This is a genomic window from Bradyrhizobium sp. UNPF46 (assembly GCF_006658625.1).
Taxonomy (GTDB): domain Bacteria; phylum Pseudomonadota; class Alphaproteobacteria; order Rhizobiales; family Xanthobacteraceae; genus Bradyrhizobium; species Bradyrhizobium nitroreducens.
The window spans coordinates 1-15,682 of record NZ_LFJB01000042.1 but is presented as its reverse complement, the minus strand read 5'-3'; the positions used below and the strand labels follow the sequence as shown (position 1 = coordinate 15,682).

The 15,682-nt window shown below is 64.5% G+C and carries 19 protein-coding genes; 9 read left to right on the top strand and 10 right to left on the bottom strand.

Annotated elements, in window-relative coordinates:
- The first annotated feature begins 24 nt into the window (after positions 1 to 24).
- The 4 genes from UNPF46_RS17510 to queA all read left to right on the top strand — a co-directional run bounded on the left by UNPF46_RS17510 (position 25) and on the right by queA (position 2,691).
- Positions 25 to 588, top strand: a complete 564-nt coding sequence (locus tag UNPF46_RS17510; RefSeq protein WP_142250827.1) for a peptidylprolyl isomerase — start codon at positions 25 to 27, stop codon at positions 586 to 588.
- Between the two features lie 9 nt (positions 589 to 597).
- Positions 598 to 1,023, top strand: a complete 426-nt coding sequence (locus tag UNPF46_RS17505; protein WP_100174831.1) for a UCP034077 family protein — start codon at positions 598 to 600, stop codon at positions 1,021 to 1,023.
- Entirely contained in the window at positions 1,020 to 1,484 is a 465-nt protein-coding gene (locus UNPF46_RS17500; protein ID WP_142250826.1) for a peptidylprolyl isomerase, read from the top strand. Before UNPF46_RS17505 ends, UNPF46_RS17500 begins: the two co-directional genes overlap by 4 nt.
- 115 nt (positions 1,485 to 1,599) lie before the next feature.
- Complete coding sequence (gene queA, locus UNPF46_RS17495) at positions 1,600 to 2,691, top strand: tRNA preQ1(34) S-adenosylmethionine ribosyltransferase-isomerase QueA (RefSeq protein ID WP_142250825.1); 1,092 nt, start codon at positions 1,600 to 1,602, stop codon at positions 2,689 to 2,691.
- 142 nt (positions 2,692 to 2,833) lie between these two features.
- On the opposite strand, the gene UNPF46_RS17490 is transcribed toward queA, so the two are convergent.
- From UNPF46_RS17490 to UNPF46_RS17475, 4 genes are all read right to left on the bottom strand, one after another.
- Positions 2,834 to 3,871 (bottom strand): aspartate-semialdehyde dehydrogenase, encoded by a 1,038-nt coding sequence (locus UNPF46_RS17490; protein ID WP_142250824.1) that lies wholly within the window; start codon positions 3,869 to 3,871, stop codon positions 2,834 to 2,836.
- Positions 3,872 to 4,114: 243 nt separating this feature from the next.
- Entirely contained in the window at positions 4,115 to 4,717 is a 603-nt protein-coding gene (locus UNPF46_RS17485; RefSeq protein ID WP_174718693.1) for a PepSY domain-containing protein, read from the bottom strand.
- A gap of 252 nt (positions 4,718 to 4,969) precedes the next feature.
- Complete coding sequence (locus tag UNPF46_RS17480) at positions 4,970 to 5,710, bottom strand: TetR/AcrR family transcriptional regulator (RefSeq protein ID WP_100180917.1); 741 nt, start codon at positions 5,708 to 5,710, stop codon at positions 4,970 to 4,972.
- A gap of 135 nt (positions 5,711 to 5,845) precedes the next feature.
- A complete protein-coding gene (locus UNPF46_RS17475) occupies positions 5,846 to 6,979 on the bottom strand; it encodes a patatin-like phospholipase family protein (protein WP_100180918.1) in 1,134 nt (377 codons plus the stop codon).
- Positions 6,980 to 7,240: 261 nt separating this feature from the next.
- Between UNPF46_RS17475 and tgt the strand changes: the two genes are divergently transcribed.
- Entirely contained in the window at positions 7,241 to 8,386 is a 1,146-nt protein-coding gene (gene tgt / locus UNPF46_RS17470; protein ID WP_142250823.1) for a tRNA guanosine(34) transglycosylase Tgt, read from the top strand.
- A 15-nt stretch (positions 8,387 to 8,401) separates the two neighbouring features.
- Here the strand turns inward: tgt and UNPF46_RS17465 are convergent, their stop codons facing one another.
- Positions 8,402 to 8,620 (bottom strand): hypothetical protein, encoded by a 219-nt coding sequence (locus UNPF46_RS17465; protein WP_100174826.1) that lies wholly within the window; start codon positions 8,618 to 8,620, stop codon positions 8,402 to 8,404.
- A gap of 224 nt (positions 8,621 to 8,844) precedes the next feature.
- Between UNPF46_RS17465 and cysK the strand changes: the two genes are divergently transcribed.
- Both cysK and UNPF46_RS17455 read left to right on the top strand, forming a co-directional pair.
- The gene (gene cysK, locus UNPF46_RS17460) at positions 8,845 to 9,822 is read left to right on the top strand and encodes a cysteine synthase A (protein WP_142250822.1); all 978 of its coding nucleotides are present in this window, start codon (positions 8,845 to 8,847) and stop codon (positions 9,820 to 9,822) included.
- Positions 9,823 to 9,825: 3 nt separating this feature from the next.
- Positions 9,826 to 10,068, top strand: a complete 243-nt coding sequence (locus tag UNPF46_RS17455) for a BrnA antitoxin family protein (protein ID WP_100174824.1) — start codon at positions 9,826 to 9,828, stop codon at positions 10,066 to 10,068.
- Between the two features lie 238 nt (positions 10,069 to 10,306).
- Here UNPF46_RS17455 and UNPF46_RS17450 read toward each other — a convergent pair whose 3' ends face one another.
- Both UNPF46_RS17450 and UNPF46_RS17445 read right to left on the bottom strand, forming a co-directional pair.
- Positions 10,307 to 11,737, bottom strand: a complete 1,431-nt coding sequence (locus UNPF46_RS17450; RefSeq protein ID WP_100174823.1) for a caspase family protein — start codon at positions 11,735 to 11,737, stop codon at positions 10,307 to 10,309.
- Between the two features lie 201 nt (positions 11,738 to 11,938).
- On the bottom strand, positions 11,939 to 12,814 hold the full coding sequence (locus tag UNPF46_RS17445) for a DMT family transporter (RefSeq protein WP_100174822.1): 876 nt from the start codon (positions 12,812 to 12,814) through the stop codon (positions 11,939 to 11,941).
- Between the two features lie 165 nt (positions 12,815 to 12,979).
- Between UNPF46_RS17445 and UNPF46_RS17440 the strand changes: the two genes are divergently transcribed.
- Positions 12,980 to 13,378, top strand: coding sequence for a RidA family protein (locus UNPF46_RS17440; protein WP_100174821.1), 399 nt, complete (start codon positions 12,980 to 12,982; stop codon positions 13,376 to 13,378).
- A 49-nt stretch (positions 13,379 to 13,427) separates the two neighbouring features.
- On the opposite strand, the gene UNPF46_RS17435 is transcribed toward UNPF46_RS17440, so the two are convergent.
- The 3 genes from UNPF46_RS17435 to UNPF46_RS17425 form a co-directional block, all read right to left on the bottom strand.
- Positions 13,428 to 13,973 carry a hypothetical protein gene (locus tag UNPF46_RS17435; protein WP_174718692.1) on the bottom strand — a complete coding sequence of 182 codons (546 nt, stop codon included), beginning with the start codon at positions 13,971 to 13,973 and terminating at the stop codon, positions 13,428 to 13,430.
- Positions 13,918 to 14,268, bottom strand: a complete 351-nt coding sequence (locus UNPF46_RS17430) for a hypothetical protein (protein WP_100174819.1) — start codon at positions 14,266 to 14,268, stop codon at positions 13,918 to 13,920. The genes UNPF46_RS17435 and UNPF46_RS17430 overlap by 56 nt, the downstream gene beginning before the upstream one ends.
- 184 nt (positions 14,269 to 14,452) lie before the next feature.
- Entirely contained in the window at positions 14,453 to 15,040 is a 588-nt protein-coding gene (locus tag UNPF46_RS17425) for a formyltransferase family protein (protein WP_100174818.1), read from the bottom strand.
- A 230-nt stretch (positions 15,041 to 15,270) separates the two neighbouring features.
- Between UNPF46_RS17425 and UNPF46_RS17420 the strand changes: the two genes are divergently transcribed.
- Positions 15,271 to 15,516 (top strand): hypothetical protein, encoded by a 246-nt coding sequence (locus UNPF46_RS17420; protein WP_246668681.1) that lies wholly within the window; start codon positions 15,271 to 15,273, stop codon positions 15,514 to 15,516.
- The last annotated feature ends 166 nt before the right edge of the window (positions 15,517 to 15,682 follow it).

Below are 15,682 nucleotides of genomic sequence, written 5' to 3'. Positions count from 1 at the left end.
TCTTCTCTCTGATCCGGAGTTGTCATGATCCGAATTTTCGCAGTCCTCGCCGCGCTTGTGTTCGCGGTGCCGGCGGTGGCGCAGCAATTGCCGGCCAATCTCGACAAGGCCAACGCCATCGTCATCGACAGCACCAAGGGCCGCATCGTCATCAAGCTGCGCACCGACATCGCGCCCCAGCATGCCGAGCGCATCAAGCAGCTCGCGCGCGAGGGCTACTACAACAACGTGCCGTTCCACCGCGTCATGGACGGCTTCATGGCCCAGACCGGCGACGGCCAGAATTTCAACGGCACCGGCGGCTCGAAATATCCGAACCTGAAGCAGGAATTCTCCAAGGTGCATTTCGCGCGCGGCATCGTCGGCATGGCCCGGCGCGGCGACAGCGTGGACAGCGCCAACTCGCAATTCTTCATCATGTTCGCCGACGGCGGCAGCCTCGATGGCCAGTACACCGTGGTCGGCGAGGTCGTGCAGGGCATGGACGTCGTCGACAAGCTGAAGAAGGCACCTCCCGGCTCGGTCGGCGGTGCCGTGACCGACCCCGACAAGATGGTGAAGGTGCAGGTCGCCTCCGACATCAAATAGGACGGGGCCATGGCGCGCTGCGGTGACAAGCTCCTGCTGGTTGCCGCACTGCTGCTGTTCGGTGCCTCCGGCGCGGCCGCCGAGGATGGGCAGGTCAACACCATCCAGGACGTGTTCCGGCACCTGCGCACCTGCTGGAGACCGCCGCCGCCTTCCAAGGCGCGCCCCCTCGACATCACCGTCGTCGTGAGCTTTAACCGCTCCGGCGACATTCTGGGCCATCCGAGGATCTCCTATGAATCCCCGGAGGCCTCCGACAATGACCGGCTGCAATACCGGATCGCGGTGATGGAGGCGTTGCAACGCTGCACGCCGATGCCATTTACCGATGCAATGGCGGGCGCTGCCGCGGGACGTCCATTCGCGATCCAGTTCCGTAACCGCAAAACGTCACCCGACAAGACTTCACCTCCAACGCAAGAGAGACGAGCATGAGCGTCACCGAAAACACCCTGATCCTCGAGACCACCCAGGGCCCCGTCACCATCGAGATGCGTCCTGATCTCGCGCCCGGCCACGTCGCGCGCATCAAGGAACTGGTTCGTGAGGGCTTCTACGACGGCATCGTGTTCCACCGCGTGATCGAGGGCTTCATGGCGCAGACCGGCTGCCCGCACGGCACCGGCACCGGCGGCTCCGGCAAGAAGCTGAAGGCCGAGTTCAACAAGGAGCCGCATGTGCGCGGCACCACCTCGATGGCGCGCGCCGCCAGCCCCGATTCCGGCGACAGCCAGTTCTTCATCTGCTTCGACGACGCGCGCTTCCTCGACAACCAGTACACGGTGTGGGGCAAGGTCACCGACGGCATGGAGAACGTCGACAAGATCAAGCGCGGCGAGCCGGTGCAGAATCCCGACAAGATCGTCAAGGCGCGGATGGCCGCGGACAAGGAATAAGTCACCGTCATTCCGGGGCGCGCGAAGCGCGAACCCGGAATCTCGCGCCACAATCTCCGGATTCCGGATCGCCGCGCTGAACGCGCAGCGTCCGGAATGACGTGGCTGGTGAGACATGCGCACCGACCTCTTCGATTTCAACCTGCCCGCCGAGTGCATCGCGTTGCGCCCGGCGAGCCCGCGCGACTCCGCGCGAATGCTGGTCGTGGAGAACGGCGTGCTGCGCGACCAGACCATCGCCGACCTGCCGCAATGGCTGCGGCCCGGTGACCAGCTCGTCGTCAACGACACCAAGGTGATCGCGGCGCAGCTGAAGGGCCGCCGCATCGGCCGCGAGACCGAGCCCAGAATCGAGGCGACGCTGATCAAGCGGCTCGACGGCTCGCGCTGGCAGGCGCTGGTGAAGCCCGCCAAGAAGCTCGTCGCCGGCGATCGCATCCGCTTCGGCAACGAAGGCAAGGTCTGTCTGCTCGGCCATCTCGACGCCGAGGTCGAGGCCAAGGGCCTTGAGGGCGAGGTGACGCTGTCGTTCTCGTTCCATGGCCCGGCGCTGGACCAGGCCATCGCCGATCTCGGCAGCCCGCCGCTGCCGCCCTACATCGCCTCCAAGCGCACGCCGGACGATCAGGATCTCGCCGACTACCAGACCATGTTCGCCGCGAACGAAGGCGCGGTCGCAGCGCCGACCGCGGGGCTGCATTTCACCCCGGCACTGGAGCAGGCGCTGCGTGACCGCGGCGTCGGCATCAACCGCGTGACGCTGCATGTCGGGGCAGGGACGTTCCTGCCGGTGAAGGTGGACGACACCGAAGCCCACAAGATGCACGCCGAGTGGGGCACGATCTCGGCCGAGACCGCGGAGCGTCTCAACAATGCCAGAAGGAATGGCGGCCGCATCATCGCCGTCGGCACGACGTCATTGCGCCTGCTCGAGAGCGCGGCGCGCGAGGACGGCACGATCGAGCCGTTCGCGGCCGAAACAGCGATCTTCATCACGCCCGGCTATCGCTTCCGCGCGGTCGATATTCTGATGACGAATTTTCATCTGCCGAAGTCGACGTTGTTCATGCTGGTGTCGGCATTCTCCGGCCTGGAGACGATGAAACGAGCCTATGCGCACGCGATCGCAAGCGAGTATCGCTTCTATTCGTATGGCGATGCGTGCTTGTTGTTTCGGGCAGAGTCAAATCCATCCCCGTCACCCTGAGGTGCTCGCCTCTTCGGCGAGCCTCGAAGGGCGACGGCCCGGCCGTGGCATCTCGGCCGTTCATCCTTCGAGGCTCGCGGCGCGAAGCTGAACGCATCGCGCCACTCGCACCTCAGGATGACGGATCGACGGGCGTGCTCGGTTACGCCATCACCCGCTGCGGCAACAGCTCCGCGATCTGCACCGCGTTCAGTGCTGCACCCTTGAGCAGCTGATCGGCCGCCACGAACATCGAAATCGAATGCCCTGAGGGGTCGCTGAGGTCCTTGCGGATGCGGCCGACCAAAACGTTATCCTGGCCCGAGGCGTCGATCGGCATTGGGAAGTAGTTCCTGGCGCGATCGTCGATCACCTTCACGCCGGGCGCCCGGGCCATGATGGCGCGGACCTGGTCCTCGGTGATCTCCCTCTCGCATTCGAAGGTGATGGCCTCGCAATGGGCGCGCAGCACCGGCACGCGGACGCAGGTGACACCGATGGCGATCCTGTCGTCCTCGAAGATCTTGCGGGTCTCCTTGATGACCTTGGTTTCTTCGTCGTTGTAGCCGGTCTCCGGGTCGACGGCGGTGTTGTGGTTGAAGAGATTGAAGGCGTAGGGGTGCGGCATCACCTTGGGCGCATAGACCTGCCCGTTGAGATTGGCGCGGGTGGATTCGACCAGTTCCTCCATCGCAGCGGCGCCGGCGCCGGAAGCTGCCTGGTAGGTCGAGATGATGACGCGCTTGATGCGGTTCTTCTGGTGGATCGGCCAGAGCGGCACCAGCGCGGTGATCGCGGCACAGTTCGGATTGGCGATGATGCCCTTGTGATCCCTGATGCGGTTCGCGTTGATCTCGGGGATCACCAGCGGCACGTTCGGGTCCATGCGGAAGGCGGAGGAGTTGTCGACAACGACTGCGCCCGACTTGACCGCGATCGGTGCATACTTCTTCGAGATGCTGCCGCCGGCGGAGAACAGGGCGATGTCGACGCCCTCGAAGGAACGCTCGGTCAGCTCCTCGATCACGACCGGCTGGCCCCGGAACGATACCGTCTTGCCGGCGGAGCGGGCGCTGGCGAGCGCCTTGAGCTTGCCGACGCGAAAGCCGCGCTTGTCCATGGTGGCGATGAATTCGGCGCCCACCGCACCGGTGACGCCGACAATCGCGACGACGGGATCGTTACTCACTTTGTCCTCCATTGCGTTTGAAATTCAGACAACAAAAAAGCCCCGGACCATCATGGGCGGGGCTTCGGTAGAGTGGATTGCGTTCTAGTCGACGACTACGCGCGCACGCCTCCCCGGGCCCCTGAGGCCGTGGTGGTTTTGGTCGTGCGTTTGGTGGTCGTGAACATGGCGGCGACTTATGGGCGAGAGTCTTGCGCCCGTCAATGGCTTTTCGGCCCGGTCGGCCCCGGGAGGGCCGCTGGGGGGGGGGGACCGCTATCTAGGCCGCGCGCCCGGCGGCTCCAGGGTGACCTCCTTGAGGTCGTCGCCGCTGACGACGACGATCGAAAAGTTCAGCCGGCCGCGTTCGCGCACCAGCCCGCCGCTGATCGCCTTGCCCGAGGCCGCGTGCTCGGCGACGCGGACGGCATCGGCGAGCCGATGCCTGATCGCGCTCAAGGCTGCGAGATTGCTGCGATCGTCGTGGTCGAGCTCGCTCAGGGGCAGGGCGGCTTCCCCGCCGACAAGCTCGCCGGTCGCGGCATTGATGGTGTGGCGCCAGATCCGGTCGTTGTGCACGGTCTTCACCCGATACACCGGCACACCGGAGCCGCCGTCAAAGCTCACGTCCGCCGTCGTGGCGCCGGCATGGCGGGCTTCCGCAATCGCCATGGCCTGGCTGATCGAGATCGACGAGCTGCGGAATCGTTCGATCTCGCGGCTGACGGCCTGGCGGTCGGCCTCGGCGTCACCATCTGTGTCGCTGTGCAGGGCGGTCGGCGTGCCCGTGGTTACGGTTGCCTCTGCCGGTGCGGCGATGAGCAGCAAGGGCAAGGCGATCGCAAGCAGTTGCGAGGTCCGTCGTTTGGCAGTCGTCATGCTCGAAACCCTCGGCCAGCGAGTGTGCCGGATGATCGTAAAGAATTCGCGGCCGACCTTGGGCAAAGGCCGGCCGCGGAACGCCGTGGCGGGCTGCACCCGCCGCGGCGATCTTGGTGATACGGGCCTCCTTTGGGGCTGGTGAAAAAGCGGTCCGCATCGCCTTATAACTAAACCGTACCGTATCGTTTTATTCCGGTCAATGGCGTCGCGCCTTTCCCGATGGGGATAGATCGTGCGTTCACGGAATTGTCAGCGGGAGGGACGGCGGCGCTGCACGGCTTTGGTGTTCTGGACGCGGTCGGCAGGTCCCAGCGCGCCGGCCAGGAACAGCTTGATCGCCGCGCGCGTGCGCTTTTCGGCGGTCTTGATGTCGAGAGCCGTTCCGAACGTCGCCATGCGGTGGGTGTGACCGACGACCACGTCGAGAAACACCTCGGCTGCAATGGTGGTGTCCTCGACGTCGAGTGCGCCTTGCGCCACCAGATGGTCGAAGAAGCGCGCGGTGGTGGCGACGGCCTTGAGCCAGCCTTCCTCCTTGCCGAGCTTGGCGACGTCGGGGAAGTTGATGGCCTGCGCCGTCATCATGCGGCTGAAGGCGACGGCATCGGGCCCGCAAGTGAAGGTCAGCATCTCGCGCCCGATCTCGATCAGCCGCTGCTCGACCGGGATATCCGAGGCGCTGGAGAGTTGCGTCTCGGCGGCCGCCGAGAGCGGCGCGAGCCAGCGCGCGATCTCCCGCCTCAGCACGGCGGCAAACAGGCCGCGCTTGTCGCCGTAGCGTGCATAGACGGTGGGCTTGCTCACCCGGGCCGCTTCCGCGACCGCGTCGAGCGAGGTCGCGTCGAAGCCGCGATCAAGGAACAGGCGGGTGGCGACCTCGATCAGCCGCTGGTCGCGCTCGATGGCGGCTGACTTCGTTGGCCGGCCGCCGCGGGATTTCGGCACCTCGCGCCGCGGCGCTGCCGGTCTCCTGGTCGCAGTCAATCCCATGCCCAATGATTCCTGCGCGTTTCCGATCGTCGTCATTCGCTCTATATCGCGCAGGAGCCGAAGCGTCATCGCGAATCTGGCCGAATTGGCCGTATCGTCAACGGTTTCGGCAGGGGCTCGTTCCTCGATTTGAGGTCACGGCACCGTGGAAGTCCAGGCCTGACCGGACGCGGCCTTGTCATATCCGTATTGGTAGAGCGCCCGCATATAGGCGGTGTCGAACCCCTCCGACGGCGGTGCCGGATACTCGCGCGCGATGTAGGAGAGATGAAAGCCGAGATGGTTTCGCTTGGCGAAATCATAGGTCGAGAAGATGATCGAGCGTGTCTGCGACTGGGTGATCGCCGACAGGCTGCGCGAGGCGACGTCGATGGTGCCGTTGGAGACGAGCTCGAAGTTGCGTTCGATCTTCTTGTTGACGAGGATGTAGATGTCCATCTTCGCACTGCCCGCCAGCCGGCTGCCCTGGAATAGCAGGGCTTCCGGCAGCGTCAGCACCGGTGCGGTCACGCCGCCGTCGACATGCATCTCCTGAAATTTGCGGCCCTGGCCCTCGGCATCGATCATGATCGGCGGGAACACCAGGGGAATGCTGGCGGAGGCCGCCATGACGTCGCGAAACAGCTTGAGCGCCTCGGGCGTGCCGACGGCGGCGATCTTGCCCATGTCCCAGATCGCGGTGCGCTGGGTGTCGAGATCGGTCGTCACCACCAGCAGCTTTCGCCCCTTGGCATTCTCGCGCGCGACCTGCGCCATGATCTCCGGCCCGACATAGCGGGCGACCAGCTCGCGCAGCCTTGTGTTGCCGAACAGGCCGGATCCGAACAGCACGCGCATGATGCTGGGATCGTTGAGCAGGCTCTCCGCGATGCCGCTGGTGTAGACCTCCTTCAGCGTGTCGTCATATTGCGAGCCGAGAAACGCGAACGGCGCGATCAGGCCGCCGGTGCTGACGCCCGAGACGACGGAGAAGGTGGGACGGGTTCTGGCCGCGGTCCAGCCGTTGAGCACGCCGACGCCGTAGGCGCCATCGGCGCCGCCGCCGGAGAGCGCCAGATAGGACTTCGTCGCGGTGCCGCTGTCCTTCTCGAAGCTGAATTTCGTGATGGGATCGTCGGCGTAGCGCCTGAGGCCGTCGATATCGAGCACGCGCGATGTGCTGGCTTCTGCGGCCGTATAGGGCGTGCGGGGCAGGGAGGTGCAGGCGCCGAGCGCCAGGCCGCAGGTCAGGACCAGGATTCCAGCGAGGCGGCCGCCGGTCTGCCTGATCCAGTCACGGGAGCGGCCAAAGACGTCAATCGAACACGAAGGGAGGGGCACGGCGGCTGGCGATCACACTTTTGCAGCCGACGGCAACGTTCGCCGCGGCATTCGTCCAGCCCCGGATAAAACTATACTGTATCGTTTTGTTTAACAAGGGCGACGGTGCGGAGATCCGCCGCGATTGTGTCCCAGTCTGAAGCACAAGCCGGCTTGGCGCATGGCCGGGGCGGGTTGATCGGCCTCGTCCGACACGCAATAAGCACCGCCATGACTCCCGACAACGATCTTCCCAATCACTTTGAGTTGCTCGCCACCGATGGTGCCGCCCGCACCGGACGCCTGACCACACCGCACGGCGCGGTGCGGACGCCGGCCTTCATGCCGGTCGGCACCGCCGGTGCCATGAAGGGCATGCACTGGCGCGAGGTGCGCGATGCCGGTGCCGACATCGTGCTCGGCAACACCTATCATCTGATGCTGCGCCCGAGCGCCGAGCGGATCGCAGCGCTCGGCGGCCTGCAGAAGTTCACCGGCTGGAACGGGCCGATGCTGACGGATTCCGGCGGCTTCCAGGTGATGTCGCTGTCGGATCTGCGCAAGGTCACCGAGAACGCCGTCACCTTCCGCTCGCATATCGACGGTGCCAAGGTCGAGCTGTCGCCGGAGCGCTCGATCGAGGTGCAGCGCCTGCTCGGCTCTGACATCGCCATGCAGATGGACGAGTGCGTGCGGCTGCCGGCCGAGCGCGCCGACATCGAGCGTGCGATGCAATTGTCGCTGCGCTGGGCCGAGCGCTCAAAGCGCGCCTTCGAGAGCGCGCCCGACGGCTACATGCTGTTCGGGATCGTGCAGGGCGGCGACGTGCCGCAGCTTCGTCATGCGAGTGCGCAGGGCCTGGTCGCGACCGGCTTCCACGGCTACGCGATCGGCGGCCTCGCGGTCGGCGAGCCGCAGGCGGTGATGCTGGCCATGATCGACGAGACCGCACCGCTACTGCCGAAGGAGCGCCCGCGCTATCTGATGGGGGTCGGCACGCCCGACGATATCCTCGAAGCCGTGAAGCGTGGCATCGACATGTTCGATTGCGTGATGCCGACGCGCAATGGCCGGCACGGCGTCGCCTTCACGCGCTTCGGACAGGTGAATTTGCGCAATGCGCGCCACGCCGACGATCCGCGCCCGCTCGACGAGGAGAGCTCGTGGCCGTCGGCGCGCACCTACGCGCGCGCCTATCTGCACCATCTCGTCAAGGCCGGCGAGACGCTGGGAGCGATGCTGCTGTCCGAAATCAATATCGCCTACTACCAGTTCCTGATGCAGGGCATCAGAGACGCGATTGCGCACGGAAGGTTCGACGAGTTCTATCAGCGGACGCGCGCGGACTGGGCGAGGGGCGATATCGCCCCGCGCTAGGTCAGTGGTCCAGGTTCAATTGCACACGATCCGCTGCTTGACGGCATGCTTGGTGACGAAGCCGTAGCCGCAATTGTCGCAAGTCCAGAGATAGCTGATCACGTGGTCCGAGACGTAGGCAGATGCTTCGGCTGCGACCATGGAGTCGGCGCAGACGGGACAGGTCGGCAACTCGCTGCAACGCGGATCACGCCTTAGCGTTACGGTCGACATCACTTCAGCAACTGCTGACATCGTGGTGACCTCCCTGCTTTGAGACCTAAGTCTAACATAAGCAGAATCAGTTGACGAGGTCGCAACACAAATGCGTTGGTTTTCTGCTAATTAAAGCTCACGCGATTTTGCGATGCAGCGTATTTAACATGTACCGCATTGTCGCTTGCGTGTCGTCGCAGGCTGTCCGTAATTGCGCATTGAGCTGCGTAAGAAGCGCAAATTGTCGCCACAGGGAGTTCATCATGGACGCATCGTCCACCACGGGTGCAGCGCACCAACCCGGCCGCGGCCGGATCTATGACTCGATCGTCGACGCCTTCGGCAATACGCCGATCGTGCGGTTGCGCCGGCTTCCCGGCATGCACGGCGTGAATGCGACGATTCTGGCAAAACTTGAATATTTCAATCCCGCCGCAAGCGTGAAGGACCGCATCGGTGCGGCCATGATCATCGCGATGGAGAAGGCGGGTATCCTCAAGCCGGACACCGTGCTGATCGAGCCGACCTCCGGCAATACCGGCATCGCGCTCGCCTTCGTGGCGGCCTCGCGCGGCTACCGGCTCAAGCTGGTGATGCCGGAATCGATGTCGATCGAGCGGCGCAAGATGCTGGCCTTTCTCGGCGCCGAGCTGGTGCTGACACCGGCGGCGCAGGGCATGAAGGGCGCGATCGCCGCCGCCGAGGAGCTGTTGAAGACGACGCCGAACTCGGTGATGCCGCAGCAGTTCAAGAACCTCGCCAATCCCGAGGTGCACCGTCGAACCACCGCGGAGGAGATCTGGAACGACACCGGCGGTAATATCGATTTCTTCGTCGCCGGCGTCGGCACCGGCGGCACGATCACGGGCGTCGGCCAGGTGCTCAAGCCGCGCAAACCGTCGTTGCGGGTGGTGGCGGTCGAGCCGGAAGAGAGCCCGGTGCTGTCGGGCGGCCAGCACACGCCGCACAAGATCCAGGGCATCGGCGCCGGCTTCGTGCCTGACATTCTCGACCGCTCGGTGATCGACGAGATCGTCAAGATCAATTCGACGACGGCGATCGAGACCTCGCGCGCGCTGGCGCGGCATGAGGGCATTCCCGGCGGCATTTCCTCGGGCGCGGCGATCGCGGCCGCGCTCGAGATCGGCAAGCGGCCGGAAGCGGCAGGAAAAACCATCCTGGCTATAGTGCCGTCCTTCTCCGAGCGGTATCTTTCGACGGCTTTGTTTGAGGGAATCTAGGACATGGCGGATCAACCACCGAGGCGGCCACGTACGCTCGGCGATGCCAGGACCGAAGCCGAGGCGGCATTCAAGAAGGTGACGGCGAAGGTCGCCGCCGCGCCGCCCAAGCAGAACGTGGCGCCGGGGATCAAGGAGCAGGTCACGCTGCGGATCGATCAGGACGTGCTGGAGTTCTTCCAGGAAGGCGGCCCCGGCTGGCAGGACCGTATCAACGAGGCGCTGCGCAAGGCGGCCGGGAAGTAGGCTCCGACAGGACACGTCGGACCAGCGGCGCTCCCCGCGGGCTATGACATCCGCCTGGCGCGCAGCTCTATGCCTGTCATTGCGAGGAGCTCTTGCGACGAGGCAATCCAGGCTGCCGCTGCGGAGAGACTCTGGATCGCTTCGCTGCGTTCGCAATGACGGCGTACGCTGCAACCTCGTCGTACCAAAGAAAAAGCCCGGCGCGAGCCGGGCTTTTGTGTTTTCAGGCTCGCTCGGCTCAGCGGCGGAACATGCCGCCCATCATGCCGCCGACGACGCCGCCGACGAAGGCCGCACCGGCGGCATCGCCGGGATTGCTGCGGTGTTGCGGAGCCGGCGCAGGCGCGCTGCTCTGGGGAGCGGTGGCGGCACGGCGAGCCGGCTTCTGGCTGGTGTCGCTCGCCGTCGCCGGGGCAGCCACGACTTCCGAGAGCAAGGCCTTGTGCTGGTTCTTATTGAGGTAGCCCGATGAGGGATAGCCGCGTGCAGCCTGCCAGCGCTTGATCACGCCACGGGTCTCGTCGCTGAACACGCCGGTTTGCTTGGTGTCGAAGCCGAGCCCGCTGAGGCGGCGCTGCACGTCGCGGCGTCCCGTCTTGTCGAGGCCGATCTGGTCCTCGGTGAGCTGGGTAGCCTCATCGGTGAACGTCGCAGGATCGACGCCGGCGTTGAGCGTGCGGGTCGCGGTCGAGGGGCCGCTTTTGATCGCCGCGAGGCGGGCCAGCGCCAGCGCCTTGAACTGGCCGTTCGGATAGGCCGAGAGATAGGCGTTGAGCTCTTCCGGCTTGTTCGATTCCTTCACCGAGCGCCAGTATTCGAGCTCGACGCCGTCCGAGCCGCCGGTCGCCGCCGGCACGATGCCGGTCGCGGTCGGGGCTGCGTTGGCGACCTGCGTCGTCGGAGCCTGGTTGAGATAGACGGAGCCGGTCAGGTTGGTATGGCCCCAGGGCAGCTGACCCTTGCGGGTCTCTTCATTGACCTGGGCGCGCACCGACGTCATCGCCTGCTGGATCTCGACGCCGGGCTTGGTGATGTTGTCGATCAGCGCGCGGGTGAACGGGCTGTTGTTGCCTTCCTGACCGTCGAGCGCGGTCTGGCCGGGGCCGGTGGCGAACGCGATCAGGGTGCCTTCGCCGGACTTCATCTCGGCGAGACCGCTCTGCACGTTGACGCTGCGGGTCGCCGAGTTCGACTTGATCTTGGCGGCGAACGGATTGTCGCGGCAGGCATCGAGGAAGACGAGCTTGACCTTGGCATCGCCCATGGTCTGCTCGAGCGTCAGGTCGATGTTGATGGCAGCGCCCAGCTTGACGTCCATCTCCGACTTGATGTCGGCATCGACAGGCAGCAGGTAATTGGTGCCGCTGACGGCGATGCCGTGGCCGGCATAATAGAACAGCGCGATGTCGGAGCCTTGCGCCTTGCGGCCGAAATCGAGCAGCTTCTCCGTCATCTGGTCGCGGCTGAGATTGGAGCCTTCGATCACCTCGAAGCCGACATTGCGCAGCGTCGACGCCATCGCCTTGGCGTCGATCGGCGGGTTCGGCAATTGCGCGACGTTCTTGTAGGAGCCGTTGCCGACGACGAAGGCGACGCGACGGTCGGCCTTCGCGGCACTGACCGACAGTGCGATGCACATCAGCGATGCGAGGAGGGTGAGATAGCGCATTCTGAAATCCCCAGAATCGAATTGCAGGCAGCATCAGATCGGCAACGAACGTACACGAAGTGCCCGACGTCGTGCCACCAAAACGGCAGACCGTTGCGTTCAACCCGCTGCTGTGTGGCCGAATGTGCACGGTGGATTGATTCCCCAACGTGATCCAAATCACACGGCCACTTTGTTTTGTCGCGCAAGGCGGCGGGAGGTTCACCGCGCGCGGGCGGGAACCGAGGGCGCCGGCTTCAAATTCAGGAGATTGCCGCACAGGATCAGCACCGCGCCCAGCACGGTCCAGGCGTCGAGCCGCTCGGAGTAGAGCAGCCAGCCCGCGGTCGCCGTCAGCGGAACCCGCAGGAAGTCCATGGGAACCACGATCGTCGCGTCGGCGTATCGAAGCGCGCTGGCAAGGCAATAGTGCGAGAAAGTGCCGCAGACCCCGATGACGAACAGCCAGCCCCAGAGATAGGCCGACGGCCAGGTCCAGACGAAGAGCGTCGGCAGCAGGCCCACGGCCATCTGCACCACGATCATCCAGAACAGGATCGACAACGCGCTCTCGGTCCGGGTCAAGGACTTCACTAAAATCATGGAAATGCTGAAGCCGATCGCGGCGCCGAGCGCGATCAACTGACCTGGATTGATCTCGCTGGTGGCGGGTCGCACGATCATGACGACGCCGATGATGCCGAGCACGACGGCGGCGATCTTCCAGATCGTCATGCGCTCGGACAGGAACGTCGCAGCCAGCACGGCGGTCCAGATCGGCATGGTGAATTCGATCGCGACCACCTGGCCGATTCCGATCAGCGTCAGTGCGTAGAACCAGCCGAGCTGTGCGAAATAATGCACGCCGTTGCGCGCCAGGTGCTGGTGCAGGCGTTGGGTTGCGACCGCCTTGAAGCCGCCGGCGCGGAAGATGATCGGCAACAGCAGCGTGAATCCGATCACTGAACGCACTTCCATGATCTGGAAAACGTTGAGCTCGCGCGTGGTCTCGCGGCCGGCAACCGCCATCACCAGCATCAAAGCCAGCCAGCCGGCCATCCAGAATGCAGCCATCGTTTTGGACGGTGTCGCGCTCATCGGGGCAGGATGCTGGGGGCAGGGTGCTGGAGGATGGAGAGTGCGAAAGGACGGCCGGTATCGGCGACATCGCCGCGGTTTGCAACGGCAAAATCTGCGGATGCAGCGATGCGAGCGGACGTGCTAAGGCTTCATTGAACAACAAGAAAAGGGAGAGCTTCGCTCATGCGCATCTTGCAGCCGGCCGAATGGACAAAACCTCGCGGCTTTTCTCATGGCGTCGTCGTCGAGGGACCGGGGCGCTGGGTGGTTCTGGCCGGCCAGACCGGCGGCGACGAGACGGGTAGCTACGCGCCCGACATGGCGGCGCAGGTCGGAGCCGCACTGAAGCGGATCATCAAGCTGCTGGGCGAGGCGGGCGCCGGCCCCGAGCACATCGTCCGCCTGACCTGGTACCTGACCAGCCGCAGCGAATATGAGGCCGCCGGTGCCGGCATAGGCGCGGCCTGGAAGGAAACGCTCGGACGCAATTTCCCGCCTTCGACGCTGCTCTATATCGGCGGTCTCGTGGACGAGCGGGCCAAGGTCGAGATCGAGGTCACCGCGTTCGTGCCGGGCGCATAAAAAAGATCCGGCGAGGTCGCCGGATCGATTGTCGTGTCGCCCCGGTGTCTTACTTCGACATCGAGATGTTGGCGCCGCGGAACTGGCTGTCCGCGCGCATGGTGACGGTCTGCCTGTTGCCGCTCGTCCTCAGCGCGATATTGGCGTTGAAGCCGGCCGCGGAGGCCACCACCTCGAAGTTGCCGCCGCCGCCACGACCCTGGAGCGAGCCAGAGATGTTGCGACTGGCCTCGCTCCAGCTTCCGGTAATGGTACTACCGGCCGACTGAACGTTGGCGGAAAGATTGAATTTATAGGCGTCGCTGGCGCAGGTCAGCGACATCTCCATGGTGGGACCGATCGGGGCGTATTTGGCCCGGCAACGGATGCGTTCCGTCGATCCGTCCTCGAGGCTGACGGTGCCGCCGCCGCTCCAGCTGCCCGCCATCGGGGCGAACGGGCCGGACTGGGCCCGGCTCTCGGTGCCGGCGATTCCCGCCGCAAACAAAACGGCGGCCGCGATCAGCAGCCGCCGATTCCGGGCGCGAGCCTCGATTGGTTTATTGGCGCGATGCTTCCCACCGCCCGCTGCATGGTATGCCTGCAGATGCTCCATTCCACTTCCCCGATCCGGCGTTGCCGTTGAGTTGACCGTTGGCATATGCACCATTGATCGAAACTTTCACAAGTCCCCCGCTGCCAATGGTGCCGGAAACGTTAGCGCCGGGCGCGGTGATCTTGCCGTCGGCGACCGTCAGCATGGAACTCGCGGTCGGTTCGCAGGAGCCGCTCTTGGTCACGATCGTGACCTGCCAGTTGCCGTCATAAGGGGTCTGGGCAAAGGCGGACGCGGCAAGGGTGCCGGTAAAAACTGAAGCGGCACAGAACACCGCAATGCGAGCAAAACGCATAAATTCCGTCCTTGAATGTGTCTGATATGCTGTCGCTTATCTGGACCAAATGTGACGGAAATTTGTTGCAATGCCAAATCGAAAATTGTTCCTGTGGAAACAATGGTTTATTTGTGTTTTTGGCACCTATTTTCGAAGCAGAATCAATGCGGCTTCACGTTAAGGGTAAACGTCAGCACAGGCCTTACGAGAGACTCGGTGCGGAGGTCGCGAACTGCTCGTCCTGAGCCTTGGCCGGCAGCGCCTTGTGGACCTTGGCATAGTCGATCACGTCGGCGAGCAGCTTGAGCCCGAGGGGCGCCAGCGCGCGCTCCCAGAGTTCCCGGGCCGTCTCGCCCTTCTTGACGAAGCACCAGTCCTGGGCGGCGATGGCGCCGGCATCCATGCGGTCGGCGAGGTGGTAGATTGTGCCGCCGGCGATCGGATCGCCTTCCTTGATGGTCCATTCCACGGCGGCCTTGCCGCGATGTCGCGGCAGCAGCGAGGGGTGATAGCCGATGCCGCCGAGCTTGGCGGCGGCGAGCGCATCCTTGCCGATCCGGGCGTGGCTGTGCGCCGTGATGATCAGATCGGTATCGGGGGCGATCTCGGAGGCCACCACCAGCTTCGGATTGGCCTGAACCACAACCTCGATGCCGGCTGCCTTGGCGGTCGCAGCGAGGCGATCCTCGGCATCGGCGACCACGACCCTGACGATCGTGACGCTGTGCTCCCGGAGCATGTTCAGGGTGGTCACGCCGAAATGGCGGGAGCCGACGAGAGTAATGCGCATGGGTGTCCGATCCGGTCTCGCAACTGCGTCATCCCCCGATAACACGTCCGGACGCCCTGTCACCACCCGCGCCCCGTTTGCGTGGGTTATCAACAATGCGCCGAGGCGCCGGCGCGACGAACGCCGTGATTGCGCAGCCGGGCGTTCCGGTGCTTCCATGGCGGCCATTGCGCCGGTTCGGGAGCGAGCTCATGCGAAGCGCCTGGTTTTTCCTTCTCGCGGCATTGCTCATGAACGTTCCCGCCCATGCCGGCGGGCCGTACCCCGTCGTGCCGCCCGAGACCGGGATCGCGCCCTTCGTGGGGCCGATCTGGGACGGCTATCGCTGTGCCCGCGGGCCGGTGCTCAATTTCTATCATCGCGCCTATTACGGCGAGGAGCCGCCGGCGCTCTATCGCGGCTACGCCTACCGGCCGCATTACCGCTACAGCGCCTATCGCAGATTGCCGCGCACGTATTTCTGCGTCACCGACTAGAGCATTTTCGGTTCTGATTGAATCGGAACCGAAGCTCTAGATTCTTGTTTTGACGCGTTTTCTTCACGCGAACCGGTGTTCACTTCGCTCGAAAACGCTCTAGCAGTCTGCTGAAAAACTATCGTTTTTGTCGGAGTTTCGTGATTCACTGATTTGCATTGGATCT